Annotated in this window: 23 protein-coding genes; 6 read left to right on the top strand and 17 right to left on the bottom strand. The window is 68.4% G+C overall.

Annotated elements, in window-relative coordinates; all coding sequences use genetic code 11:
• Positions 1 to 81: 81 nt before the first annotated feature.
• Entirely contained in the window at positions 82 to 1,095 is a 1,014-nt protein-coding gene (locus DTA22_RS28600) for a type IV toxin-antitoxin system AbiEi family antitoxin domain-containing protein (protein WP_112301695.1), read from the bottom strand.
• Positions 1,096 to 1,301: 206 nt separating this feature from the next.
• On the opposite strand from DTA22_RS28600, the gene DTA22_RS28595 reads away from it, so the two are divergent.
• Positions 1,302 to 1,748, top strand: coding sequence for an SRPBCC family protein (locus DTA22_RS28595; RefSeq protein WP_037229267.1), 447 nt, complete (start codon positions 1,302 to 1,304; stop codon positions 1,746 to 1,748).
• Positions 1,745 to 2,077 carry an ArsR/SmtB family transcription factor gene (locus DTA22_RS28590; protein ID WP_112301694.1) on the top strand — a complete coding sequence of 111 codons (333 nt, stop codon included), beginning with the start codon at positions 1,745 to 1,747 and terminating at the stop codon, positions 2,075 to 2,077. Before DTA22_RS28595 ends, DTA22_RS28590 begins: the two co-directional genes overlap by 4 nt.
• A gap of 125 nt (positions 2,078 to 2,202) precedes the next feature.
• On the opposite strand, the gene DTA22_RS28585 is transcribed toward DTA22_RS28590, so the two are convergent.
• From DTA22_RS28585 to DTA22_RS28565, 5 genes are all read right to left on the bottom strand, one after another.
• On the bottom strand, positions 2,203 to 3,660 hold the full coding sequence (locus DTA22_RS28585) for an MFS transporter (protein WP_112301693.1): 1,458 nt from the start codon (positions 3,658 to 3,660) through the stop codon (positions 2,203 to 2,205).
• An 84-nt stretch (positions 3,661 to 3,744) separates the two neighbouring features.
• On the bottom strand, positions 3,745 to 4,317 hold the full coding sequence (locus tag DTA22_RS28580; RefSeq protein ID WP_005248642.1) for a TetR/AcrR family transcriptional regulator: 573 nt from the start codon (positions 4,315 to 4,317) through the stop codon (positions 3,745 to 3,747).
• Positions 4,314 to 4,922 carry a recombination mediator RecR gene (gene recR / locus DTA22_RS28575; protein WP_005248644.1) on the bottom strand — a complete coding sequence of 203 codons (609 nt, stop codon included), beginning with the start codon at positions 4,920 to 4,922 and terminating at the stop codon, positions 4,314 to 4,316. Before recR ends, DTA22_RS28580 begins: the two co-directional genes overlap by 4 nt.
• 9 nt (positions 4,923 to 4,931) lie before the next feature.
• A complete protein-coding gene (locus DTA22_RS28570) occupies positions 4,932 to 5,273 on the bottom strand; it encodes a YbaB/EbfC family nucleoid-associated protein (protein WP_009477269.1) in 342 nt (113 codons plus the stop codon).
• Positions 5,274 to 5,390: 117 nt separating this feature from the next.
• Entirely contained in the window at positions 5,391 to 5,825 is a 435-nt protein-coding gene (locus DTA22_RS28565) for an SRPBCC family protein (protein ID WP_005248646.1), read from the bottom strand.
• A gap of 248 nt (positions 5,826 to 6,073) precedes the next feature.
• On the opposite strand from DTA22_RS28565, the gene DTA22_RS28560 reads away from it, so the two are divergent.
• Together DTA22_RS28560 and DTA22_RS28555 are read left to right on the top strand one after the other, a co-directional pair.
• Complete coding sequence (locus DTA22_RS28560; protein WP_112301692.1) at positions 6,074 to 7,525, top strand: FAD-binding oxidoreductase; 1,452 nt, start codon at positions 6,074 to 6,076, stop codon at positions 7,523 to 7,525.
• The gene (locus DTA22_RS28555) at positions 7,522 to 8,823 is read left to right on the top strand and encodes a class I SAM-dependent methyltransferase (RefSeq protein ID WP_005253370.1); all 1,302 of its coding nucleotides are present in this window, start codon (positions 7,522 to 7,524) and stop codon (positions 8,821 to 8,823) included. Before DTA22_RS28560 ends, DTA22_RS28555 begins: the two co-directional genes overlap by 4 nt.
• A gap of 23 nt (positions 8,824 to 8,846) precedes the next feature.
• Here the strand turns inward: DTA22_RS28555 and DTA22_RS28550 are convergent, their stop codons facing one another.
• From DTA22_RS28550 to DTA22_RS28540, 3 genes are all read right to left on the bottom strand, one after another.
• Positions 8,847 to 9,896, bottom strand: coding sequence for a type IV toxin-antitoxin system AbiEi family antitoxin domain-containing protein (locus DTA22_RS28550; protein ID WP_112301691.1), 1,050 nt, complete (start codon positions 9,894 to 9,896; stop codon positions 8,847 to 8,849).
• 157 nt (positions 9,897 to 10,053) lie between these two features.
• The gene (locus DTA22_RS28545) at positions 10,054 to 12,192 is read right to left on the bottom strand and encodes a 3-hydroxyacyl-CoA dehydrogenase NAD-binding domain-containing protein (RefSeq protein ID WP_112301690.1); all 2,139 of its coding nucleotides are present in this window, start codon (positions 12,190 to 12,192) and stop codon (positions 10,054 to 10,056) included.
• Between the two features lie 29 nt (positions 12,193 to 12,221).
• The gene (locus DTA22_RS28540; protein ID WP_005253367.1) at positions 12,222 to 13,436 is read right to left on the bottom strand and encodes an acetyl-CoA C-acetyltransferase; all 1,215 of its coding nucleotides are present in this window, start codon (positions 13,434 to 13,436) and stop codon (positions 12,222 to 12,224) included.
• Between the two features lie 235 nt (positions 13,437 to 13,671).
• On the opposite strand from DTA22_RS28540, the gene DTA22_RS28535 reads away from it, so the two are divergent.
• Complete coding sequence (locus tag DTA22_RS28535; RefSeq protein WP_112301689.1) at positions 13,672 to 15,321, top strand: amidase; 1,650 nt, start codon at positions 13,672 to 13,674, stop codon at positions 15,319 to 15,321.
• A 10-nt stretch (positions 15,322 to 15,331) separates the two neighbouring features.
• Here the strand turns inward: DTA22_RS28535 and DTA22_RS28530 are convergent, their stop codons facing one another.
• The 4 genes from DTA22_RS28530 to DTA22_RS28515 form a co-directional block, all read right to left on the bottom strand.
• Positions 15,332 to 16,006 (bottom strand): response regulator, encoded by a 675-nt coding sequence (locus DTA22_RS28530; protein WP_005248663.1) that lies wholly within the window; start codon positions 16,004 to 16,006, stop codon positions 15,332 to 15,334.
• Positions 16,003 to 17,946, bottom strand: coding sequence for a sensor histidine kinase (locus tag DTA22_RS28525; RefSeq protein WP_112301724.1), 1,944 nt, complete (start codon positions 17,944 to 17,946; stop codon positions 16,003 to 16,005). The genes DTA22_RS28530 and DTA22_RS28525 overlap by 4 nt, the downstream gene beginning before the upstream one ends.
• A 45-nt stretch (positions 17,947 to 17,991) precedes the next feature.
• A complete protein-coding gene (locus tag DTA22_RS28520; protein ID WP_174233877.1) occupies positions 17,992 to 18,690 on the bottom strand; it encodes a hypothetical protein in 699 nt (232 codons plus the stop codon).
• 85 nt (positions 18,691 to 18,775) lie between these two features.
• Complete coding sequence (locus DTA22_RS28515; RefSeq protein ID WP_112301688.1) at positions 18,776 to 21,061, bottom strand: DNA polymerase III subunit gamma and tau; 2,286 nt, start codon at positions 21,059 to 21,061, stop codon at positions 18,776 to 18,778.
• Positions 21,062 to 21,271: 210 nt separating this feature from the next.
• Between DTA22_RS28515 and DTA22_RS28510 the strand changes: the two genes are divergently transcribed.
• Complete coding sequence (locus DTA22_RS28510) at positions 21,272 to 22,618, top strand: ammonium transporter (RefSeq protein ID WP_037239624.1); 1,347 nt, start codon at positions 21,272 to 21,274, stop codon at positions 22,616 to 22,618.
• Between the two features lie 6 nt (positions 22,619 to 22,624).
• Here DTA22_RS28510 and DTA22_RS28505 read toward each other — a convergent pair whose 3' ends face one another.
• Genes DTA22_RS28505 through DTA22_RS28490 form a run of 4 tightly spaced genes read right to left on the bottom strand, consistent with a single transcriptional unit; the run spans position 22,625 to position 25,252 of the window.
• Complete coding sequence (locus tag DTA22_RS28505) at positions 22,625 to 23,218, bottom strand: HhH-GPD-type base excision DNA repair protein (protein ID WP_112301687.1); 594 nt, start codon at positions 23,216 to 23,218, stop codon at positions 22,625 to 22,627.
• Positions 23,219 to 23,253: 35 nt separating this feature from the next.
• Positions 23,254 to 23,571 (bottom strand): DUF202 domain-containing protein, encoded by a 318-nt coding sequence (locus DTA22_RS28500; protein ID WP_158461273.1) that lies wholly within the window; start codon positions 23,569 to 23,571, stop codon positions 23,254 to 23,256.
• Positions 23,568 to 23,945 (bottom strand): YidH family protein, encoded by a 378-nt coding sequence (locus tag DTA22_RS28495; protein ID WP_112301685.1) that lies wholly within the window; start codon positions 23,943 to 23,945, stop codon positions 23,568 to 23,570. Before DTA22_RS28495 ends, DTA22_RS28500 begins: the two co-directional genes overlap by 4 nt.
• On the bottom strand, positions 23,933 to 25,252 hold the full coding sequence (locus DTA22_RS28490; protein WP_112301684.1) for an alkyl sulfatase dimerization domain-containing protein: 1,320 nt from the start codon (positions 25,250 to 25,252) through the stop codon (positions 23,933 to 23,935). The genes DTA22_RS28495 and DTA22_RS28490 overlap by 13 nt, the downstream gene beginning before the upstream one ends.
• Positions 25,253 to 25,326: the final 74 nt, after the last annotated feature.

Here is a 25,326-nt window from a genome sequence, read left to right as displayed (position 1 = left end):
CGTGAGTGGCAAAGCGTCGTCCCGCACTCCTTCCCACTCACCTCCGCACGTGAGTGGGAAAGAGTGGCCGGGCACTCTTCGTCACTCACGTGGGCAGGCCGGACAGCGGCGCGACGTATCGGCCCAGCCTTCGCGGACCAACACCCGGCGCACTTCCTCGAACACCCCGCAGGGGTCGCGGGTCGTCTCCTCCCACCCGTAGACCAGCCGTGGACGATCGGCGAGTTCCGCCGCGTTGTCGCGGCGACGGTCACGGAAGCGGGACTGTTGCGCGCTGTGGTACTGCTGCCCGTCGAGCCGGACGATCAGCGGCACACCCCAGGGGCTGTAATCGACGTCCTCGTACAGAATCCGGCCGTCCACGACGTGCGGCATCTGCCGTTTCCCGTTCGGCAGCCCGTGCGCCCGTTCGACGTCGAGTGCGTAACGATGTTCGAGGGCCGATTGAACGCCGTCGCCGAGCAGCATCACGGCGTCGGCGATGTCGGTCGCATACCGGTGTGGACGCCGGACCTCGAGTTTCCGCCGGAGCACCTCGACGTGGACTTTGCCACTGGTGGCGGCCTCGATGAATCGCAGGGCCGCCTCCCGCGGGGTGTCCTCGGATACCGCGAGGTCGATCACCGTGTCGGCCAACGATGTCCGTGGCCGGAGATACGGGACCGAGATGTGCTCGAACGCGCGGGACCGGTGGACCACGACGCCGCCGTGAACGAGTGCGTTGCCGGCCGAGGTCGGGCGCGGCCCGCCTGGTGCGCGGACCGTCGGCCCCTGGTTCACGGCCGAGCAGTTGTAGGGGACGGTGATGTGGACCGGCGCCGACGGGTCGTCGACGCGGACCATTCCCCATTCCTCGGCCGCGGTCCGGTGACTCGGGATCGCCCGGCCGCCGTACAGGAGTGCGGCGGAGAGGGCCATCGGGCGGGTGAGCGGGCCGTTGGTGACCGCGATGACGCGCGGCAGCACCCGCAACCACTGGCCGGTCACGACTCGATGCCGGAGTGCGGTGGCACTGACGCCGTGCGCCCGGAGTTGTGCGGTGGTGACGACGCCGTCCTGGGCGTCGAGAATGGCCTGCCATGATTCGTGTTCCATGCCCGGAACGGTGTCGACTCGCCCCGACAGGAATCGCCCCGACGAACCACTCTTTCCACAGCCTGTGGATAACCCATGTGAGTGAGAAGAAACCCCTCGATACGCATTGGCACTCACGCGTGGGTGCAACCGAGGGGTTGCAGAACGTGGGAAATAGTACAACCATGGAGTTGCATATCAACCGTCGTCGAAAAGGGTGGCCCACCATGGACGCATCGAGCAGCATCACCAGGACCGTTGTCGTGAACGCCCCGAGATCAGCGGTGTGGGCGGCGATCACGGACCCCGACAAGATCAGCCAGTGGTTCGGGCAGCGCACGTCGCTCGACCTCAGTGTCGGCGGCAAGGCAGCCTTCACCTGGGACGAGCACGGCACCGCCCACGCCGTCGTCACGGAGGTCGACGAACCGAACGCGTTCGGCTTCCGCTGGGCCGCCGACATCGACGCCGATCCGGTGATCGGCAACTCCACCCTGGTGCGGTTCACACTGTCCGAGCACGCCGCCGGCACCGAACTGACCGTCGTCGAGACCGGATTCGACACCCTCGACCGCGACGTCGCCGACCAGAAGCGGGCCCGCGAGGGCAACGTCCAGGGCTGGCACGCCGAACTCGACGAGCTGGTCGCATATCTGCACGGCGTGAAGGCATGACAGTGGGCACGTACGCCGAACTGGCCTCGGTGTTCGCGGCGCTGTCCGACGAGACCCGCTGGGAGATCCTCACCGAACTCGGGCGGGCCGACCAGTCGGCGTCGTCGCTCGCCACCCGGCTCCCGGTGTCGCGGCAGGCCATCGCGAAGCACCTGAATGCGCTGCAGGCCTGCGGATTGGTGGAGTCGGTGAAGGTGGGCCGTGAGATCCGCTACCGCGCGCTGGGCACCGAGCTCAACAAGACGGCGCGGACGCTGGAACGGATCGGCGCCGAGTGGGATCGCCGGCTGGCCGCCATCAAGCAGATCGCGGAATCGATGGAGGAGTAAAGACCCCAGACAGGGGTTCGGCCGGGAATGCTTCTGCATTCTCGGCCGGATCTCTGCTTCTCGAGTTTTCTCTGCTCACAGGTACATTTCCTCGATCCGCATCACTGACGATACACGTGAGTGATCTACGTCACAAGTGGCGCCACCGGACTTTTCTTCATCCGATCGTGCCCCGGCAGGGCCAGGGAGACCGCGAACACCAGGACCGCCAGCACGGCGCACACCCCGTAGGCGATCGAGAATCCGGCGGCCGAGGCGACACCGCCCACCATGCTCGCCGCCAGGACCGTCGCGACCACAGCGCTGCACATGGTGGTACCCATCGTCCGCAGCAGGACGTTGACGCCGTTGGCCGCGGCCATCTGCGTGGACGGCACGGCCCGCACGATCAGCATCGGCAGCGTGCTGTACACCAGCGCGGTACCGACGGCCGCGACGCCGAGTGCCGCGATCACCATCCACAGTTCCTTGTGCGGCACGGTGTGCAGCGCGTAGCCGAGGACGAGGCAGATCGCGCCCGACAGGATCGTCACCTTCGACCCGTAGCGTTCGGACACCCGGGCCCCGACCTGCGCGAACACGATCATCGACAGACTCGTCGGCAGCTGGCACACCGCGGCCTGCAGGATCGTCAGACCGTAGCCGGCGTCCCCGCGCGGCGCCTGAAGCAGCTGCGTGGTGATGAGGGCGTTTCCGTAGAACGCGAAACCGACGAGCAGCGCCGTGACATGCGGCAGCAGCACCGACCGTCGCGCCGACACCCGCAGGTCCACCAGCGGGTTGCGGTTGCGCAGCTGTTGATATCCCCACAGCGCGAACAGGAACACCGCGGACGCGAACATGCCCAGCACCGCGGGACTACCCCAGCCCCAGGAGCTGCCCTGCGTGATCGGGACGAGCAGGCAGACGAGGGCCGCGGTCAGACCGACGGCGCCGACACCGTCGAACCGCCCACCCGACCGCACGTCGGACTCGCGGATGAACAGCACCGCGGCGGTGGTGACCGCGAGCCCGATGCCCGCGATGACCCAGAAGAGGACGTGCCAGTTGGAGTACTCGGCGACGGAGGCCGCGAACGGCAGTCCGAGCGCGGTGCCGATCCCGAGGGTCGAGCTCATCATGGCGATGGCGCCGTTGACCTTCTCCCGCGGCAATTCGTCGCGGAGGATCGAGATTCCGACCGGGATGACGGCGGCGCCTGCCCCCTGCAGTCCCCGCGCGAAGATCAGGAACGCGATATCGGACGTGACGGCGCAGATCAACGCTCCGAGCGTCATGAAGACGAAGGCGACGAGCAGCATCCGCTTCTTGCCGAACATGTCGGCGAGCCTGCCGAAGATCGGGGTGACGACCGCGCCGACCAGGAGGGTGGTGGTGATCAGCCAGGACACCGACGTCTGACTCGCGCCGGTGAACGTCGGCATGCTGGGCAGGAGGGGCACCATGACCGTCTGCAGGACGGCCTGGAACACGCCCGCGAACGCGAGAATCGGGAAGAGGTAACGCGATCCGCCGGCAGAGTCCGGCCGTGCGACCGGCTGATCCGCAAGCGCCGACAGTGGGCGCGGCAACGAGATCGTCAAGCGTCACCCCTTGCACAGCTGGTAAATGGTTGTTCACCACACTAGGTGAACAACCATTTACCCCGCAAGCCGGACAATCCGCCCTCAGCCGTCGAGCAACTCCTGCACCAGCGGGGCGTAGTGCGCCACCACCTCTTCCGGGGTACCCGTCGCGTGTTCCTGCATCATCTTGCGACGCATGACGGCGAGACCCGTCAGCATCGACATCACCAGTTCGGCGCGCAGCCGGGCATCCGGCCCGGGCAGTCGTTCGGCCAGCGCGTCGATCATCTGCGCCGAATAGTTGGCGCGGAGCTTGCGGCTGCTCTCCTCGCTCGGCCCGCTCATGAACAGGATGTTCAGCGACAGCGGCTTGTACGGTTCGAGCGGCCGCGCGAACATCGACACCATCCGCTCACCGAGACCGTCCAACGGACCGCTGAACACGATCTCCGCGGCGGCACGGAAATCGACGAGCGCGTCGAACAACTGCTCCTTCGACCCGAAGTACTTGATGATCAGCGGTGCGCTGACCCCGGCGTCCTCGGCGATGTCCTTGAGCGTGATCTCCCGGTAGGGACGCGTCGCGAACGCCCGGCCGGCAGCGTCGACGATCAGCGACCGCGACTGCTCGGCCGTCCGCTTCACCGGCGCGGCAGTGCCCGGATCCGACGTCACAGCGTGCGTCTCCCCGACAACGCCCTGCCCAGGGTGAGCTCGTCGGCGAACTCGAGGTCGCCGCCCATCGGCAGACCCGACGCGAGCCGGCTGACCGTCAGACCGGGGAAGTCCCGCAGCATCCGCACCAGATACGTCGCGGTGGCCTCCCCCTCGGTGTTGGGGTCGGTCGCGATGATCACCTCGGAGACGTCGACACCATCCTCCTGATTGCCGATGCGCGCCAGCAGCTCCCGGATACGGAGCTGATCGGGGCCCACCCCGGACAGCGGATCCAGCGCGCCGCCCAGAACGTGATAGCGGCCCTTGAACTCGCGTGTGCGCTCGACGGCCTGGACGTCCTTCGGCTCCTCGACCACACAGATCACCGTGCGATCACGGCGCGGATCGGCGCAGATGCGGCAGTGCTCCTTGTCGGAGACCGTGCCGCACACCACGCAGAACTGGACGCCGTCGCGCACCCGCTGCAGCGCATTCTTGAGCCGGTCGATCTCCGGCGGTTCGACGCTGAGCAGGTGGAACGCGATGCGCTGTGCGCTCTTCGGCCCGACGCCGGGCAGCTTGCCGAGCTCGTCGATCAGATCCTGAACCGGACCTTCGTACACGCCGGGCCTCTAGAAACCGGGGAGACCGGGCAGGCCTCCCCCACCGAATCCACCCGCGAGCGGACCGAGCTTCTGCGCCGCGATCTCCTGCGCCTTGTTCGACGCGTCCTCGATCGCACCGATCACGAGGTCCTGCAATGTCTCCACGTCGTCGGGATCGACGACCTTCGGATCGATCTTCAGACCGACCACTTCACCTGTCCCCTTGACCGTCGCGGTCACGAGTCCGCCACCGGCCTGCCCGGTGACCTCGGCCTCGGCCATCTCCTGCTGGGCGGCCATCAGCTGCTGCTGCATCTGCTGTGCCTGCGCGAGGAGCGCCGACATGTCGGGTTGTCCACCTGGTTGCACTGACGTGGTCCTTTCTGCTGTTTCCCCTGCCAGCGTAGACCGTGACCGTCAGCGCGGTCCGGCGCCGACGCCGTCGTGGGACTCACGCCGACGGCGCCGGAGCGAACCGGCGTCGCGTCAGGCGAGTTCGCGCTCCAGGTTCGCCAGCACCTGCCCCTGGATCTTCTTCAGACCCAGCGGGGCGAACGTCTTCTCGAAGAAGCCGCCGATGCCGCCCGCGCCCTTCCACTCGGTGGTCGTGGTGACCGTCGAACCGCTGCCGCTCGGGGCGACGACCCAGGTGGTGACGAGCGACGAGTTCGCGTCCGTCTCGGTGATCGTGTTGCCCGCCACGGTGACCGTGGCCTTGATGTCGCGCGACCGCTTCTCCGTGGCCTTCAACGTCCACTGCGCGACGGTGCCGCCGCCCTGCCCACCCTCGAGGACGCGGTAGTCCAGGTACTGCTCCGAGAGGATGCGCGGACGCACCGTCTCGTAGTCCGTCAAAGCCGCGAGCGCCTTCTCCGGTGTGGCTGCGACGGTGATCGAACTGCTCGCGCTGACCTGGCCCACTGTTCTGACTCCTCTTGTACGATTTGTACGAAACTGCTTCCTCCTCTCATCCTGCCTTCCGTCCGCGAGTCCGGGCGATGACGTGGCAATCTATTGTGAGGTAGCTCACTTCGACGTGGTTGCGACCCGCACATTGATGAGACATTTGTGTGAATCTTCGGTCGACCGCGCCGATATGCGTGGCTTGAAGCCGCGGAGAGGGATAGCGTCAGGGTGTGGCTGCCTCTTCGGTTGAACTACTGAAAAGCATGCGGGAGGGTGGACGCCCCTTCCGTGCGCATCGCACTCTGCCCGTCACCGGGATCGACGCTCACCGCGCCGGCGTCGAACGGCTTCTCGCGTCCTACCGCGCGATTCCCACGGACGCCACCGTGCGACTCGCGAAGAAGACGTCCAACCTGTTCCGGGCGCGGGCCCAGACCAGCGCGCCCGGCCTCGACGTCACCGGCCTCGGCGGAGTCATCTCGGTGGACCCACAGGCCCGGACCGCGGATGTCGCCGGAATGTGCACCTTCGAGGACCTGGTGGACGCCACCCTGCCGTACGGGCTGGCGCCGCTGGTGGTTCCGCAGCTCAAGACCATCACACTCGGCGGCGCGGTCACCGGCCTCGGCATCGAGTCGACGTCGTTCCGCAACGGGCTCCCCCACGAATCCGTCCTCGAGATCGACGTCCTGACCGGCAACGGCGACATCGTCACCGCGACACCGGAAGGCGAGAACTCCGACCTGTTCTGGGGATTCCCCAACTCCTACGGAACCCTCGGCTACTCCACCCGGCTGCGCATCCAGCTCGAGCCCGTCAAACGGTATGTGGCACTGCGCCATCTGCGTTTCGACTCCCTCGACGAGCTGCAGTCCGCAATGGATCGCATCGTCACCGAGCGCGTCCACGACGGCATCCCCGTCGACTACCTGGACGGCGTCGTGTTCACCGCGTCCGAGAGTTACCTGACGCTGGGCCATCAGACCGACGAGGGCGGCCCCGTCAGCGACTACACCGGGCAGAGCATCTTCTACCGGTCCATCCAGCACAGTTCCGTAAACCATCCCAAAACGGACAAACTCACCATTCGAGACTACCTGTGGCGCTGGGACACCGACTGGTTCTGGTGCTCGCGCGCATTCGGCGCCCAGAACCCCACCATCCGCCGGCTGTGGCCGAAGAACCTCCTCCGCAGCAGCTTCTACTGGAAGCTCATCGCCCTCGACCACAAGTACGACATCGGTGACCGACTCGAGAAGCGCAAGGGCAACCCGCCGCGCGAACGCGTCGTGCAGGACGTCGAAGTGCCCATCGAGCGCACCGCGGACTTCGTCCGCTGGTTCCTCGACGAGATCCCGATCGAACCGCTGTGGCTGTGCCCGTTGCGGTTGCGGGAACCCGCCCCCGCCGGCGCGTCCTCGCAACGCCCCTGGCCCCTGTACCCCCTCGAACCGAAGCGCACATACGTGAACATCGGATTCTGGTCGTCGGTGCCCATCGTTCCGGGCCGACCCGAGGGGGCGGCGAATCGGCTGATCGAGGACAAGGTCAACGACTTCGACGGACACAAGTCCCTCTACTCCGATTCGTACTATTCACGAGAAGATTTCGAACGCCTCTACTACGGCGGCGATCGATACACGGAACTGAAAAAACGCTACGACCCGAAATCACGATTACTGGACCTTTTCTCCAAGGCGGTGCAACGTCGATGACAACTCTGAAAGCTTCACGCTCCCAAGACCACAAGCTGACCATCGCAGAGATTCTCGAAACTCTGTCCGACGGCATGCTCCCCCTGCGGTTCTCCGCCTACGACGGCAGCGCTGCCGGCCCGGAGGACGCCCCCTACGGACTCCACCTCAAGACGACCCGGGGCACCACCTACCTCGCGACCGCCCCCGGCGACCTCGGCATGGCCCGGGCCTACGTGTCCGGCGACCTCGAGGCCCGCGGCGTCCACCCCGGCGACCCCTACGAGATCCTCCGCGTCATGGGCGACGAACTGCACTTCCGTCGCCCGTCCGCGCTCACGCTCGCCGCCATCACGCGCTCGCTCGGCTGGGATCTGCTGCGCCCCATCGCCCCTCCCCCGCAGGAGCATCTCCCGCGCTGGCGCCGGGTCGCGGAAGGGTTGCGGCACTCCAAGTCCCGCGACGCCGAGGTCATCCACCACCACTACGACGTCTCGAACACCTTCTACGAGTACGTCCTCGGCCCGTCCATGACGTACACGTGCGCGTGCTACGAGAACGCCGAACAGACCCTCGAAGAAGCGCAGGACAACAAGTACCGCCTCGTCTTCGAGAAGCTCGGCCTCCAGCCCGGCGACCGACTGCTCGACATCGGTTGCGGCTGGGGATCGATGGTCCGGTACGCCGCCCGCCGCGGCGTCAAGGTCATCGGCGCCACCCTGTCCCGCGAACAGGCCGAATGGGCGCAGAAGGCCATCGCCGAAGAAGGACTGTCCGACCTCGCGGAGGTCCGGTTCTCCGACTACCGCGACGTCCCCGAGACCGGATTCGACGCCATCTCCTCGATCGGCCTCACCGAGCACATCGGTGTCGGCAACTACCCCGCCTACTTCGGTCTGCTGCAGAGCAAGCTCCGCGAGGGCGGCCGGCTGCTGAACCACTGCATCACCCGGCCCGACAACCAGAGTCAGGCGCGCGCAGGCGGATTCATCGACCGATACGTCTTCCCCGACGGCGAACTCACCGGCTCCGGACGCATCATCACCGAGATCCAGAACGTCGGGCTCGAGGTGCGGCACGAAGAGAACCTGCGCGAACACTACGCACTCACCCTCGCCGGATGGTGCCAGAACCTGGTCGACAACTGGGACGCCTGCGTCGCCGAGGTCGGCGAAGGCACCGCACGTGTGTGGGGTCTCTACATGGCCGGGTCGCGACTGGGCTTCGAACGCAACGTCGTTCAGCTGCACCAGGTCCTCGCCGTCAAACTCGGCCCCAAGGGCGAGGCGCATGTGCCGCTGCGTCCGTGGTGGAAGTAGGCGGCTCCGCCGCCCGTGAGTGGTCAAGGAGTCTCTGCACTCCTTGACCACTCACACGCCGGGCACGGCCTCTCGCCGGGCCTGATCCACCCCTCCCGCACCAGCACGGTCTCCACTTCACGGGCCACCACACACGGACTCTTCGTCACCTCGTCGAACCCGTAGACGAGTCGTGGACGCCCCTGCAGTTCCGCGGCGTTGTCGCGTCGACGGTCCCGGAACGCGACCTCCGCCATGGCGTGCGCGCGGCGACCGTCGAGTCGCACGATGAGCGACACCCCGTGCTCGGAGTAGTCGCAGTCCTCGAAGAGGGTGCGCCCGTCCACGACCACGGGTGACTGCCGCCGCGCCCGTGGAAGCCCGTGCGCGTCCTCGACGTCGGTGGCGTAGCGGTATTCGAGCACCGACTGGACGCCGTCGGCGAGCAGTCGTACCGCATCCACGAGCGCCTTGCCGTACCGACGTGGTCGTCGCTCCTCCATGCGTCGCCGGATGTCGCGCAGTGGGATCCGGGCATTGGTCACGAGAGCGATGAGCCGGGTGTAGGCGTCCCGTGCCGTGGGCTCGGCGACAGCTACGTCCAGAGCCGTATCTGCCCTTGCCGTCCGGGGTTGGTCCGTGTCGACGGCAATGTAGTCGTGCGCCCTCGACCGGTGCACGACGACTCCCGGATGCACGACAGTTCCTTCTCGGTGGCACAGACTCACCGACGCGAGGCCCGCACCGACAACGGTCGGCGCCTGGGTGACAGCCGATCTTCCGTAGGGAACGGTGATGTGCACGGGGCGTGCGGGATCGACACGAATCATGTGCCATTCCTCGGCGGCCGTGTGGTGGCTGAGGACTGCACCCTTGCCTCCGAAGAGCAGCGCGGCTTCCAGCGACATCTCACGAGTGATCGGTCCGTTGCTCACCGAATACACACCGTGGAGCACTGCTTGCCATCTACCGGATTCGACGCGGTGCCGGACCCTGCTGCGGGGAAACCCGAGGGCGTGGAGTTGCGTGTGGGTGATCAGGCCGAACTGCGCGTCAGCGACGTCTTTCAGGGCGGCGAATTGCGTGGAGGTCATACCGGGCACGGTCACCGAGACCCCCGACGGGTCTCGGTGTCGCACCTGGGGAAATGAATTGCCCTGTGGATAACCCACAGGTTGGGGATAACTCAGCCCGTGCGTGGTTAGCGAGTCCAGAGACTCCTTAACCACGCACGGGCGGCGGAGCCGCCTACTACCTCAGCGACGCCGGCGGGGTGAAGCGCTCGCCGTACTTGACGGCGAGTTCCTCAGCGCGCTTGACGAAGCCTGCCTGGCCGCCTTCGTAACCCTGGATGTACTGCGACACACCGCCGGTCCAGGCGGGGAAGCCGATACCCATGATGGAGCCGATGTTGGCGTCGGCGGTGGTGAGGAGCACGCCTTCGTCGAAGCACTTCTGCGTCTCGATGGCCTCGATGAACAGCATGCGCTCGATGAGGTCCTGGAACGGCACCTCGAGTTCCTTGGAACCGAAGTTCTCCCGCAGGCCGGGCCAGAGGCCGGTGCGCTTGCCGTCGGCGTAGTCGTAGAAGCCGGCGCCGCCGAGCTTGCCCTTGCGGTCGAACTTGTCGACCATCGTGTTGATGACGTCGCCTGCCGGATCGGCGGGCAGTTCCTTGCCTTCGGCCTTCGCAGCTTCCGCGGTTTCCTTGCGGATCTTCTGCATCAGCGTGAGGTTCAGCTCGTCGGACAGTTGCAGCGGTGCTGCCGGGTAGCCGGCCTGCATGCCTGCCTGCTCGATGGTGGCGGGCTCGATGCCCTCCGCCAGCATGGCGATGGCCTCGTTGATGAACGTGCCGATGACGCGCGAGGTGAAGAAGCCACGCGAGTCGTTGACGACGATCGGTGTCTTGCGGATGGCCTGCACGTAGTCGAAGACGCGCGCGAGCGCCTCGTCGGACGTCTTCTCGCCGCGGATGATCTCGACGAGCGGCATCTTGTCGACGGGAGAGAAGAAGTGGATTCCGATGAAGTCCTCTTGGCGCTTCACACCCGTCGCCAGGCCGGTGATCGGCAGGGTCGACGTGTTCGAGCCGAGCAGGGCCGTCGGCTCGACGATGTCCTCGATCTCCTGGAACACCTTGTGCTTCAGGTCCTGCGACTCGAACACGGCCTCGATGACGAAGTCGACACCGGCGAAGTCGGCGGGGTCGGCGGTCGGCGTGATGCGGTCGAGCAGCGCCTTCGACTTCTCCTCGGTGGTCTTGCCACGCGAGAGGGCCTTGGCCTCGATGCCCTCGGAGTACGCCTTTCCCTTGTTCGCGGCCTCGATGGTGACGTCCTTGAGGACGACGTCGAAACCGGCCTTCGCGGACACGTAGGCGATGCCCGCGCCCATCATTCCGGCACCGAGCACACCGACCTTGGTGATCGGGGTCTTCTCGATGCCCTCGGGGCGGGAGGCGCCGGAGTTGATGGCCTGCAGGTCGAAGAAGAACGCCTGGATCATGTTCTTCGCGACCTGGCCGGTGACCAGCGACGTGAAGTAGCGGGCCTCGATGAGGAGCGCGTTGTCGATGTCGACCTGCGAGCCCTCGACGGCGGCGGCCATGATGGCGCGCGGTGCCGGCATGGGAGCGCCCTTGAGCTGCTTGCGGAGGTTCGCGGGGAACGCGGGGAGGTTGGCTGCGAACGCCGGGGTGGACGGGGTGCCGCCGGGGATCCGGTAGCCCTTCTTGTCCCACGGCTGGACGCCGCCCTCGGGGTTGGCCTTGATCCACGCCTTCGCGGCGGGCACCAGTTCCTCGACCGAGGACACGACCTCGTCGACGAGTCCGACCTCCTTGGCCTGCACCGGTCCACGCTGCTGGCCCTGGAGCAGCACCTGCATGAGCGCGTTCTGCAGTCCGAGCATGCGGACGGTGCGCACGACGCCACCGCCGCCGGGCAGCAGGCCGAGGGTGACCTCGGGCAGGCCGATCTTGACGCCCTTCACGTCCGCGGCGACGCGGTGATGCGTGGCCAGGGCGATCTCGAGACCGCCACCGAGCGCGGCACCGTTGATGGCGGCGACGACGGGCTTGCCGAGCGTCTCGAGGCGGCGCAGGTCCGACTTGATCGCGACGCTGTGGCTGTAGATCTCGTCGGCGTTCTCCGGGCCGACCTTGATCATGTTCTTCAGGTCACCGCCGGCGAAGAACGTCTTCTTGCCGGACGTGACGACGACACCGGTGATGGAGTCCTTCTCGTCGACGAGGCGGTCGACGGTCGCCTTCATCGAGGAGATGTAGGCGTCGTTCATGGTGTTCGCGCCCTGGTTGGGATCGTCGATGGTGAGCACGACGATGCCGTCGGCGTCCTGCTCCCAGTTGATGATGTTCTGCTCGCTCACTGCTTCAAGTCTCCTGATGGTCCGGGCGGTCAGACGCGCTCGATGATGGTGGCGACGCCCATACCGCCGCCGATGCACAGGGTGATGAGGGCGTACCGGGCGTTGCGACGCTCGAGCTCGTCGATCATGGTGCCGGTGATCATGGCGCCGGTGGCTCCGAGCGGGTGCCCCATCGCGATGGCGCCGCCGTTGACGTTGAGCTTCTCGTCCGGGATGTTCAGGTCCTTCTGGAACTTGAGCACCACGGACGCGAACGCCTCGTTGATCTCGAACAGGTCGATGTCGTCGACGGTCAGACCGGCGGCGGCGAGCACCTTCTTCGAGGCCGGGGTCGGGCCGGTGAGCATGATCGTGGAGTCGGCACCGCTCGTGGCCGTCGCGACGACGCGGGCGCGGGGGGTCAGGCTCATGTCCTTTCCGGCCTGCTCGGATCCGACGAGTACCAGTGCGGCGCCGTCGACGATGCCGGAGCTGTTGCCGCCGTGGTGGACGTGGTTGATCTTCTCGACCCAGTGGTACTTCTGCAGCGACACCGCGTCGAAGCCGCCCATCTCGCCGACGCCGGCGAAGGACGGGTTGAGGCCCGCGAGGTTCTCGAGCGTGGTGCCGGGACGCATGTGCTCGTCCTGGTCGAGGACGGTGAGGCCGTTGATGTCCTTGACCGGGACGACGGACTTGGCGAAGTAGCCGCCGGTCCACGCCTTCGCGGCGAGGTCCTGCGAGCGGACGGCGTACGCGTCGACGTCCTCGCGGGAGAAACCCTCGATGGTGGCGATCAGGTCGGCGCCCACGCCCTGGGGAACGAAGTAGTTGTCGTAGTTGGTGGCCGGGTCGAGCGCCCACGGTCCACCGTCGGAGCCCATCGGCACGCGGGACATCGACTCGACACCGCCGGCGATGACCAGTTCGTCCCAGCCGGAGCGCACCTTCTGCGCGGCGGTGTTGACGGCCTCGAGGCCGGACGCGCAGAACCGGTTCAGCTGGACGCCACCGACGGTGTCGGGCAGTCCGGCGTCGTTCACCGCGACGCGCGCGATGTCCATGCCCTGGTCGCCGACGGGGGTGACGACGCCGAGGATCAGGTCCGAGATGCGATCCTCGTCCAGGTCGGGGAAGCGGGCGCGGAGCTCGTCGATCAGGCCGGTGACCAGCGAGATCGGCTTGACCGAGTGCAGCGAACCGGTCTTCTTTCCGCGGCCACGCGGGGTTCGGATGGCTTCATAAATGAATGCCTCTGTGGTCACTGTGGAGTGTTCCTTCCTAATCTGCGGCGACGCCGACCGTGCACACGGCGCTCTGCACGGGGCATACCCCGGCACGTCCACCTTAGAACGTGTTGCAAAACGGTAGGAAGGACCGAAGCGATCCTGGATCGTGACCCAGGCGATCACGATCGGCCGATCTCCGCCCTACCCGGGCCGCACTTTCGTGCTGTAATGACCCGGCGCTCGACCCGACCCGAGCGGAGGAGAACACGCTGTGACCACCCGACTGTCCCGCCGGGAACTGTTCGGCGCCGCGACCGCGGGTGCGGCGACCGTTGCCGGGCTGGGTCGCGCCGCAGCGTCCGCGAATCCGGCTCGTCGACTGCCGTCTCCTGCCGCGATCACCGCGTCCGATCCGGCTCTCCTCAGCGCGGTCGAGGCCGCGTCGCTGTTGCAGTCACGCGCGCTGCATCCGCGCGAGCTGCTCGACGCGTGCCTGTCGCGCAGTGCCGCCCACGACGGCGGCATCGGGGCCTGGATCCGGATCTACCCCGAGCAGGCCTACGAGGCCGCGGAGTCGGCCGCACAGCGACTCGCGGCAGGGTCCGCGCCGCTGGTCTGCGGATTGCCGATCGCGCTGAAGGATCTCTATGCGGTGGCCGGGCTGCCCGTCACGGCATCGAGCGGCGTCCTCGAGGGCAACATCGCCGCCGGCGATTCCGGGGTGTGGCGGCAGCTGCGCGACGCGGGCATGGTGCTGATCGGCCACGCGCACACCCACGAGTTCGCCATCGGAACCGCGACACCGCAGGTGGGGAACCCGTGGGACGTCGAGTATTCGCCGGGCGGCTCGTCCGGTGGCAGCGCGGCCGCCCTCGCCGCGCGGTTCACGCCCTGTGCGGTGGGAACCGACACCGGCGGGTCGTTGCGCATCCCCGCGAGCGCGTGCGGGATCACGTCGATCAAACCGACGTTCGGCCGGTGCAGCACCAGCGGGGTGATTCCGCTGACCTGGACGCGCGATCACACCGGCCCGATGGGGCGCAGTGTCGCCGACGCGTCGCTGCTCCTCAGTCACATGGCGGGCGTCGACGTCGACGACCCCTGCACGTCGGTGGGCCCGGACGTTCCCGCGGAGGGTTACCCGCTGACCGCCGTGGGCGGGTCACGCCCGCTGTCGGGCACGCGCCTCGGGTTGCCGCGGGGTGTCGCCGACGACCTGCCCGGCGCGATCGGGACCCTGTTCGGCGGCTTCCTCGACCTCGTCCGCGCACTGGGCGGCGAGATCGTCGACGTGACCGTGCCCGACGTGCCGAAGGGGCTGCTGAGCGGCGACTATGCCGAGTTCGGCTCGTATCACCGGCAGTTCGCGGACCGGCTGCCGGCGTACGGCCAGGAGTCGGCGCTCGCCGCGACCGCGGCGATGGCGAGCCTCGCCCTGCCCGTCGCGGACTACTTCGCTCTCGAACGCGCACGCCTGCGCTTCCAGCACGACTACAACCGGATGTTCGCCGAGCACCGGCTGGATGCGATTGTGCGCCCCGGCTCCCTCACCGACGGGGTGCGGCGCGACGCGCTCTCCGATTCGAGCGTGTTCGCCGGTGCGCGGGAGAACTACTTCTGGGCCAACTACACGGGAGCCCCGGTCGTCTGCACCCCGGTGGGCCGGTCCGCGGCCACCGGCATTCCGTTCGGCGTGCAACTGGGCGGGGTTCCGTGGTCCGAGGCGTCGCTGATCTCGATCGTCCTGGAATTGCAGGAGGCGCAGCCGGTGTGGCGGGACGCGCCGCCGCTCGGCCCGTCACCGCGGCGGATCCCCGAGGTGCGGGTAGCGGCCCCCGGCGCCGGACCGACTGCGACCAACACGGACGACACCGGCCCGGGTATCCGGTTCGTGCCGACGACATCGACCGCGGCGGTATGACGCCGCGAGGTCAGGCGTCGAGGCCGAGACCCGCGTCCCGTGCCCGGACGATCGCGGTGGGACGGTCGGGCACACCGAGTTTGGCCAGCACGTTCGACACGTGGTTGCGCACCGTCTTCGGGCTCAGCACGAGTCGCCGCGAAATGCTCGCGTTGTCGTAGCCGCGGGCAACGAGGTCGAGGACCTCACGCTCCCGGTCGGTCAGCTCGGGAAACACCGTGGGACCCACCCTGCGCGAGGCGGCCATGAAGCTCATCGCGCGGGCCGCCACCGCGGCGCCCAGGATCACCTCACCGTTGGCGACCGCCCGGACCGCCCGTTCGACCTCCCCCGGATCGGCCCCCTTCACCAGGTAGCCGCGGGCACCGGCCCGCACCGACGCCACCAGCGATTCGTCGTCCTCGTGCATGGTCACCACGAGCACCCGCAGTGCGGGGTGCCGCTCGACGAGCCGCCGGGTGGCGTCCACCCCCGAACCGTCCCCGAGTTCGAGGTCCATCAGCACCACGTCGACGTCCCCGTCGACGACGTCGAGCGCCTCCGCGACGGAGCTGGCCTGCGCGGCCACTTCCATGCCGTCCAGGGTCGACAGCAACGCCACCATGCCCAGCCGGAACACCGGGTGGTCGTCGACGACGGCGACCCGGATGGACGACGTGGTGGAATTCGTCGTGCCTGCGCTCATGATGCGGTCAACGGTAACCGGGCGGTGACCACCGTGCCTGTCGGACGGCCGGATTCGATGTGGAGCGTGCCGCCGAGTTCGTGGGCGCGCTCCCGCATCGACCGGGTTCCGACGCCGCCGCCCCCCGCCGGATCGAACCCGCACCCGTCGTCGTGGATGACGACCGTCAGCACCTCCCGGGCGAACGTGGCGTCGACCCGGCAGCCGTCGGCACCGCTGTGCCTGCGCGCGTTGGTGACGGCCTCGACGACGATCCCGTACGCCGCCGCGCTGATCTCCGCCCCCAGCCTGGGCGGCGGATCGGCCTGCACCCGCAGCTGGAATCCGCTGCGCGACTGGCTGGCCGCCAGTTCGTGCAGCGCCGGGACCAATCCGAGCTCGTCGAGCACCGGCGGGAACATGCTGCGGGACAGCTGCCGGACGCCCTCCACCTGATGGTCGAGTTGCTCCTGCAGCGCGTCGATGAGTTCCGCGGCGGCGACCGGATCCGAGCCGAGCAGGTTCCGGGCGCCCTGCAGGCCGAGTCGGATGCCCGCCAGCGACGGACCCAGCCCGTCGTGCAGTTCGCGGCGAATCATCTGCCGCTCCTCCAGTCGCACGGACGCCAACCGGCGTCGGGCCTCCTGCAGGTTCTCCGCCGACTGCAGCACGACGAGACCGGCCGTCACCACCGCCGACAACTCGGTGAGCGACCGGCGGGTGCGCGCCCCCAGTGACTCCCCCGGAGGCGCCGTCACGACCATCGTCCCGAGCGCCGCACCGCGGTGGACCAATTCCACCGACTCGGCGTGCCCCGTCGCCGAACCCCACACCGCGGCAACCCCGCTGGTGCGCCGCACGGACACGGATTCGAGCCGCAACGCGACGCCGACACCGGCAGCGAGTCCCTCCAGGAGTTGTTCCGGGGTCTCGGCACTGCCGAACTGCCGGCCCAGGGTGCGGACGGCCCGCGCCGGGTCCTCGCCCTCGCCGTAGACGAGGCGGTGCACCCGCCGCTGCAGCCACAACCGGACCGGCTGCACGGCGACGGCGACGACACCCGCCGCGACCACCTGCGCCCCCACCGAATCACCCTCGGGCAGCAGCGCCGTCACGGCCGTGGCCACCACCACGTAGAGCACCAGCAGCAGGACGGTGAGGGTGCCCGCCACCGTCGCGCGGCTGACGGCGAGATTCAGCCCCCACATGCGCTGACGCAGGATGCACACCAGGATCGCGACCGGATAAAACGCCTGAACAGCCAAGTGCATTAACGGGTTGAGCACCCACAGTCCCGGCAGCGACGCGGGCAGGGCCAGCGGAATGTACGCCGCCGTCATCAGCGCCGTGCCGAGGCACATCCATCCGAGCCCCACACGCTCGTCGGGTGGGCCGTGCCGCCACCGCCACCCGCAGTCCGCTGCCGCAGCGGAGCCGACGACGAGGACGGGCACGATCACCCACACCGCGGGGATCCCCGTGAACGTGCGAGACCAGAAGTACCAGGACGTCGCCGCGATACCCGCGAGGACGCCGAGTTTCGCGCCGACGCCGAGCGGATGGTCGCGGATCAGCCACGGCACGATCAGGAACAGGCTGAGCGTCCCGGGAATCCACGCCGTGTTCTGCAGCGGCGACAGCACGTCGACCCACGGCAGCCCCGGCCGCACGACCGCGAGCTGGGAATAGCTGTAGCTCAGCGCGGCGATACCCACGCCGATGGCGGTGAGCCCCATGATGATCGGCACCGGATGCACCCGGCGCGCGAGGACGACGCCGGCCACGGTCCCGTACACCGCTGCCCCGACGACGTCCACCAGGAAGAACAACTGGTTCGAATCGATGCCCGGATCGGCCCGGACGAACGCCACCACCGACAGGACGACCAGAATCCACGCGGACACCGCCATGACAGCGGCAGGTACGGGCGCACCGCCCGTACCTGCCGACCCCTCGGTCATCGGAGTGTCCTTCTGCTTCACCATGATGCGAACGAGTATCTCCCGCTACTCGCGCACGGTGTCGGCGAAAGCGAAACCGATCGCGCTCACCAGCACCCACAGCGGTCCGGTGAACCCCGCGAGGTACTGCAGCGGCGAGACGCCGATGACGGCCGTCACCAGGCCCAGGACCAGGCTGACCCAGCCGATCCACCGCGGGCCGGCCTGCCCGCGCAGCAGTGCGACGGCCACCGCCAGCGCGCTGACCCCGGCACCCGCCCACAGCCACGGGATGGTGCCCATCCAGTGGCCCCCGACCACCGCGAACTCCGGCACCAGCTGGTCTGTGTCACCGAGACCGAACACCAACTCGGTGGTCAGGCCGGTTCCCAGCAGGCACGCCGCCGACGTCAGAACCAGACCGAACGCCGCGACCGACGGCAGGATGCTCTCGGCAGGCAACGCTGCTCGCAGCCGCTGGGACAGCCCCGCGGCGAAGACGAGGATCAGCAGCGCCGCGGTCATGACCGCCACGTGCATGACGAGGATCCCGGTGCGCTGGCCGGCGAGACCGTTCATGATTGCGACCGCGTCGCCGGCCGACGCCTCCACGTAGACCGCGTCGATCGACATACTCGCCTGGATGCCGACGATTCCGGCCACGCCGGCGACGGCCCCGACGTAGGCCCACCACCGGCCACTTCGCGGTCGCGCGGTCGCCGGGACCTCGTTCTGCACGCCGTCTGGAACATTCACTGTGCTCATGGGACGAGAATCGGGCACCCGGCGTCCCGGGCACCAGAGGCCGATGTCCCGATGTGGCGGGACCGGCGACGCGGGCCCCTTCGGGTCAGCCCTCGAGCTTCTTGGCCCCGAGCATGTCCTTGAGCAGTTCGAACGCCACGTCTTCCGGGTCGCGGCGAGTCGCGGGATCGACGGGTTCCGCCGCCTCCGCGAACATCTCTTCCTCGTCCTCCGGTGTGGAGACGGGCGGCGGCGTTGTCGCGGAAGCCTCGTAGTCGATCGGCCCGGGATCGTCCGGGTAGTCGGGTGCCTCCGGCGGCGGAATGTCGTCGTCCGGCTCGGACGACGGACGTGCCTGGCCCGCACCCGGACCCGAGTCGGAGCGTTGTGTGTCGGACTGCTGCTGCGGCGGACGCTGCGCGGTCTTTTCCTGGCTGGGCCGGGAGAATCGCGGTGCACCTGCCGGCTTCGTCGGCGCTGCAGCAGCCTTCGCGACCGGTGGGGGCGGCGCCGTCGGAGCACCGGCCTGATACTCCACTTCCCAGGTGCCGCCGAACATCTCGGCGAGCACCTCGGTGATCACCTGAGCGTTGTGCGGTGACGCGATGCGAGCGCCCAGGTTGGGGACGGGGTGCGCCAGGATCAGGCGGTTGCCCTGAACGTCGTGCACGGTCGCGGCCGACAACATGGCAGGCAGGATCTTGTTCCGCTGACTCACCTTCTCGCGCAGCGAATTCCAGGCTTCCCGCAGCGCGGCGGCATCCGGTCCGGCCGATGCGGCGGGCTCCGCCTCCACCTCGGGGGCGATCGGCGTCTGCGGTTCCGGTGCGGGAGTCGGCTCCGGTACTGGTACAGGTGCCGGTTCCGGTGCGGGCGCCGGTTCGGGTTCCGGAACAGGAGCGGGCGCAGGCTCGGGTGCGGGCGCAGGTGCGGGTGCGGGTGCGGGCTCGGGTGCGGGCACAGGGGCAGGCTCGGGCGCAGGCGTCGGCTCCGGAACAGGTGTCGGCTCGGGCTGCGGCTCCGGTTCGGGAACGGGTGTCGGCGCGGGCTCCGGAACCGGCCGCGGCATCGGTTCGGGTTCCGGCTCGGGCGGCGGGGGCACGGTGGCCGCCGCGGCCTGGCGCATCGACGGTCGCTGGAACTTCGGTTCCGGCTCCGGCTCGGCGGGATGTTGCGGCGCACGGGCAGGAGCCGCCGCCGGCCGCTCGGCCGCGTCGACGGCCGGCGCCGCCCCGGCGGGCGGAAGTCCGCGTTCGACGCGTTCGAGTCGTTGCAGCACGGCGGACTCCGCATCGGACGCCGCGGGCAGCAGCATCCGGGCGCACATCACTTCGAGCAGCAGGCGGGGAGCCGTGGCGCCCCGCATCTCACCCAGGCCTGCGTGCATCACCTCGGCGTAGCGGGTGAGCGTGGCGGGACCGATCCGCTGGACCTGGGCGCGCATGTGTTCGAGCACGTCGCCGGGCGCGTCGACCAGGCCACGTTCGGCGGCGTCGGGCACCGCCTGCATCAGGATGAGGTCGCGCAGGCGCTCGAGCAGGTCGACGGCGAACCGGCGCGGATCGTGCCCGGCGTCCATGACGCGGTCGACCGTTCCGAACAGCGCTGCACCGTCGCCGGTGGCGAGCGCGTCCACGGCGTCGTCGATGAGCGCGACGTCGGTGACGCCGAGCAGCGCGAGCGCACGCGGGTAGGTGACGCCCTCGTCACCCGCTCCGGCGAGCAGCTGATCGAGGATGCTCAGCGAGTCACGCGGCGAACCGCCACCCGCGCGGATGACCAGCGGATACACCGGGTCGGCGACGGGCACACTCTCCTGGTGGCAGATCTTCTCGAGCAACCCGCGCATCGTGGTCGGCGCAAGCAACCGGAACGGGTAGTGATGGGTGCGCGAACGGATGGTCGGCAGCACCTTCTCCGGTTCGGTGGTGGCGAAGATGAAGATGAGGTGCTCCGGCGGCTCCTCCACGATCTTGAGGAGCGCGTTGAAACCGGCCGTGGTGACCATGTGGGCCTCGTCCACGATGAACACCCGGTACCGGGATTCGGCGGGCGCGTAGAACGCGCGGTCGCGCAGCTCACGGGTGTCGTCGACGCCACCGTGGCTGGCCGCGTCGAGTTCGGTGACGTCGAGGTTGCCCGAACCGCCGGGGCCGAGCGCCACGCACGAGGGGCACTGGCCGCACGGCGTCGAGGTGGGACCGTCGACACAGTTCAGCGATCGGGCCAGGATTCGGGCAGACGACGTCTTGCCACAGCCGCGGGGACCGGAGAACAGATACGCGTGGTTGATCCGTCCGGCGTCGAGAGCGGTGCTCAGTGGTTCGGTGACGTGCTCCTGCCCCACCACCTCGGCGAAGGATGCGGGTCGGTACTTCCGGTACAGGGCCACGCGGAAAGACTACCGGCGGTCCCCGACAGTCCGGGCCGGGTGGTCGAAGCGCCCGCTCGGCACCCGCTCGGGGCGCTACTCACATGCCGAGGTCCGAACCTGACCGCATTGCGTAACACGTTCGCAACGCAGCGGCATCACAGTCGAAACCGCTCGCGGTCATCGTGACTTTCCGCGCCGTGTTTCGTCCCGGTGTGTGAGGAGAATGTCGTGCCTGCAATCGACGCCGGAGCAACCGCCTGGCTTCTGATCAGTACCGCGCTGGTCCTTCTGATGACGCCGGGGCTCGCCCTGTTCTACGGCGGGATGGTCCGTTCCACCGGCGTACTGAACATGATCATGATGAGCTTCGTGTCGATCGCGCTGGTCACGGTCGCGTGGCTGGTGGCCGGATACTCCCTCATCTTCGGCGACGACATCGGCGGCGGACTGATCGGCGGGCTGGAGCACCTGGGGATGGTGGGCATCGACCCCACCACCGTCCACGGGCAGGTGCCCGAGATCCTGTTCGCCACGTTCCAGCTGACGTTCGCGATCATCACCGCCGCGCTGATCAGCGGTGCGATCGCCGACCGGGCCAAGTTCTCGGCCTGGATGATCTTCGTTCCCGTCTGGGCCCTCGTCGTCTACGCGCCCGTCGCGCACTGGGTGTGGAACCCGCAGGGCTGGATCGCACAGTTCGGCGCCCTCGACTACGCGGGCGGACTGGTCGTCGAGATCGTGTCCGGCGCGTCCGGCCTGGCGCTGGCGCTGGTCCTGGGCCCGCGCCTCGGATTCCGGTCCGAGTCGATGCGCCCCCACAACCTGCCGCTGGTGCTGCTGGGCGTCGGCCTGCTCTGGTTCGGCTGGTTCGGTTTCAACGCCGGCTCCGCGCTCGCCGCCGACGGCACCGCCGCCGCGATCTTCCTGAACACCCTCGTCGCCGGGTGCACCGGCCTGCTCGGCTGGCTCCTCGTCGAACAGAAGCGTGACGGCCACCCCACCACGTTCGGTGCGGCGTCCGGCGTCGTCGCGGGTCTGGTCGCGATCACCCCGTCCTGCGGCACCGTGAGCATGGTCGGCGCGCTCGTCGTCGGCGCCGTCGCCGGCGTGGTCTGCTCGTTCGCCGTCGGCTGGAAGTTCCGCCTCGGGTACGACGACTCCCTCGACGTCGTGGGTGTCCACCTGATGGGCGGCATCGTCGGCACCATCCTGATCGGTCTGCTCGCCACCGAGGTCATGACCGGCGGACCGGAAGGCCTCTTCTACGGGGGCGGGTTCGCCCAACTCGGCAAGCAGGTGGTGGCCGTGGTGGTCGTCGCCCTGTACGCGTTCGGCGTGACGTACGCGCTGGGCAAGCTGATCGACCGGATCTTCGGGTTCCGGGTGAGCGCGGAGGACGAGTCGTCCGGCATCGACCTTGCTTTGCACGCCGAGTCGGCGTACGAGCACGGTGTGCTCGGGCACGGTCCGGGCGGCGGCGGTCAGGGCAACAGCGTCTTCCCGTGGATGCACGAGGCCGAACGCAGGCGGCACCTGGATGCCGAGCGGAAGCAGAAGCCGTCCGACACCGAGTAGCGGCGGCTACTTCTTCTTCGCCGCCGCAGCCTTCTTCGCCTCGGCCTTCGCCGACTTCTTGAACTCGCGGACCTCGTGGAGGCTCTTGTCGTCCACGACGTCCGCGATCGAACGCCGGGCTCCGTCGGTGCCGTAGTCGCCTGCGGCCTCCCGCCAGCCCTTCGGTTCCACCCCGATCTGCTTGCCGAGCAGCGCCAGGAAGATGCGGGCCTTCTGATCGCCGTAACCCGGCAGCGCCTTCAGCCGCTTCAGGACCTCTTTGCCGTCGGGGTCGCCGCTGGTCCACAACGCCTCGACGCTGCCGTCGTAGTTCTCGACGAGGAACGCGCACAGCGACTGGATGCGGGTGGCCATCGATCCGGGAAACCGGTGGACCGCCGGGGTCTGCGAGCAGACGGCCGCGAACTCCTCCGGATCCATCTCCGCGATGCGGTGCACCTCGAGGCCGCCGAGCCGGTCGTCCAGCTTCTTCGGACCCGCGAACGCCGTCTCCATCGGAACCTGCTGATCGAGCAACATCCCGATGAGCAGCGCCAGCGGGTCACTCGCGAGGAGTGCGTCGGCGTCCGGATCCCCTACCAGGTTCAGCGTGCGTGCCATGGTTCGATCCTGCCAGGTCGGTCTCGGCTGCGCAGCTACCGGCCGAGAACCGCGACGGCGACGGCCGAGGCGGCGGTCGCGGCCAGGAGTAGCGAGATCAGCAGCGCACTACGACCGGTCATCCCTGCGCGCGAACGGCGCAGAGAAGAGACTCGCCGACCCGCGACGAGGCCGATCCCCAACAGTGCCAGTGCCATCCCGGCAACCGGCACACCGGCCACACCGGCGCCCGAGACTGCGGCGAAGTGCGCGAGGAACAACGCCGCGGCGATTGCCGACAGGGATGTCCGACGCCACGCCAGTGCGGTGCGCTCCGACTGGAGACCGGCGTCCCGGACCTGCACACCCGTCACGGAACGGACGTCGCAACGACGGCAAGTACCGCGATCACGCCGACACCCACAGTCAGCACGGGCACCAGCACGGAATCCGGGAGCGGCAGACTGCGCCTGATCGCGAGTTGCACCGACCGCCAGTGGAGGTAGGCACCGACCGCCAGCACCGTCGCGAGTCCGAAACACACAACGGAGATCGCGCACTGCGCCCCGTCCGACAGCGACGAAGCCAACTGGCCCACCGCCACACCCCCGGCGAGGAGTCCCAGCGCCGTCCGTATCCATGCGAGATAGGTTCGCTCGTTCGCGAGGGTGAAGCGGTAATCCGGCTCGTCCTCCACCTCGGACGCGACCGACGACGCACGCTGCGGCCGCGAGTTCAGAACGCCCACTGCGACCTTCCCGCAGTCTTGGCCTTCAGCTCCGTCGCACGGTCGCTCCCCTCGAGGAAAGCCCTCGATTCCGCGGCCGCCCAGCTGTACACGCCCTTCGCCATCGTCGACGTGGCTGCCCGCTCGAGCGCACCGAACACTTCGAGCCGCGTCTCGTGCGAAACCCGGCTGCCCGGATCGGCGTCGGCCGCCATCTGCGCGAGATGTCCGGCGAGCCGATGCTCGCCGCGTGCGAGCAGCTCACGCGCCCGTTCGGCCAATCGCTCGGCGCCACCGCCGATTTCTGCCATCTCCCGCGCCAGGTCGTTGCGGTGAGCGGCCTTGAGGTTGGCGGGGTTTCCGTCGTACCAGCCGCCGTACATCCGCCAGACGTTGCGTACGACGAACTCGGGTTCGTCGTAGGACGGCGCCAGATACGGCTTCTTCAACAGTTCGGCGGGCGCCGTGACCGTGTGAATCACCTCGTCCAACGTCGCACCGGCATTCATCAACTCGAGCGTCTGGCAGTGCAGGGTCTCGAGCAGTTCCGCAGCGTCCGTCAGGGTCACCCGGATGCGGTCCACGCCGACTACGGGAAGTCCGTGCCCGGGGAGAAGGATCTCCGCTCCGAGTCCGGCCATCCAACGCAGGGTGCGCGCCCACTCGTACGCAAACCGCTGGACCTTCTGCGGGTTGCCGGCGTTCGGGCTCGCCCAGATGAAGAAATCGCCGCAGCAGAGGATCCTCCGGTCCGGCAGCCACGCGATGGCCGCATCATCCGTCTCACCGCGTGCGTGACGCAAGTCGACTACGAGGTCGTCGATCGTGAGCGTCGTGCGATCGCCGAACGTGACATCCGGGTAGCGGTAGTCGTTCGGCCACTGGAGATTCGGTGCCTGGAACTGTCGCTGGTTGATGACGCCGTTGTAACCACGGGTCCTGCGGTAGCGATCGAAGCGGGGAAGAACCGCTTCCTGTGCCACGACGGTGGGGCGCTCCCAGCCGCGCCTGGCTGCCTCCTCGTCGAACGGCCCCATCCCGAAGATGTGGTCGATGTGACCGTGCGAGTACACCGCTGTGTGGATCGGCCGGTCGGAGAGTTCCCGAGTCGCCGAGAACAACTCGTTCGCGGTGCGCAGGTCGCCGGTGTCGTAGACGAACAAGCCTGCATCCGTGGGGAAGACGTAGACGTTGCCGAAGGCGGGCCACATGTAGGCACCGTCCGCGACGCGATGCATCCCCTCCCTGCGGAGGTCGCCGCGGTGATACAGCTGCTGGCTCGCCTCGCCCCGCCACACCTTGTCGGCGTATTCGATGATGTCGGTCATATCGCTCTCCTCGGGTGTCGGCACTCGTCCTGCCGGATCGGCTGTCCGCTGCGGCCAATTCTGTGTTCCGAGGG

Origin of the sequence: Rhodococcus wratislaviensis (assembly GCF_900455735.1) — a bacterium.
GTDB lineage: Bacteria > Actinomycetota > Actinomycetes > Mycobacteriales > Mycobacteriaceae > Rhodococcus_F > Rhodococcus_F wratislaviensis.
The sequence above is the reverse complement of the archived record's forward strand: the minus strand, read 5'-3'. Positions and strand labels throughout refer to the sequence as shown.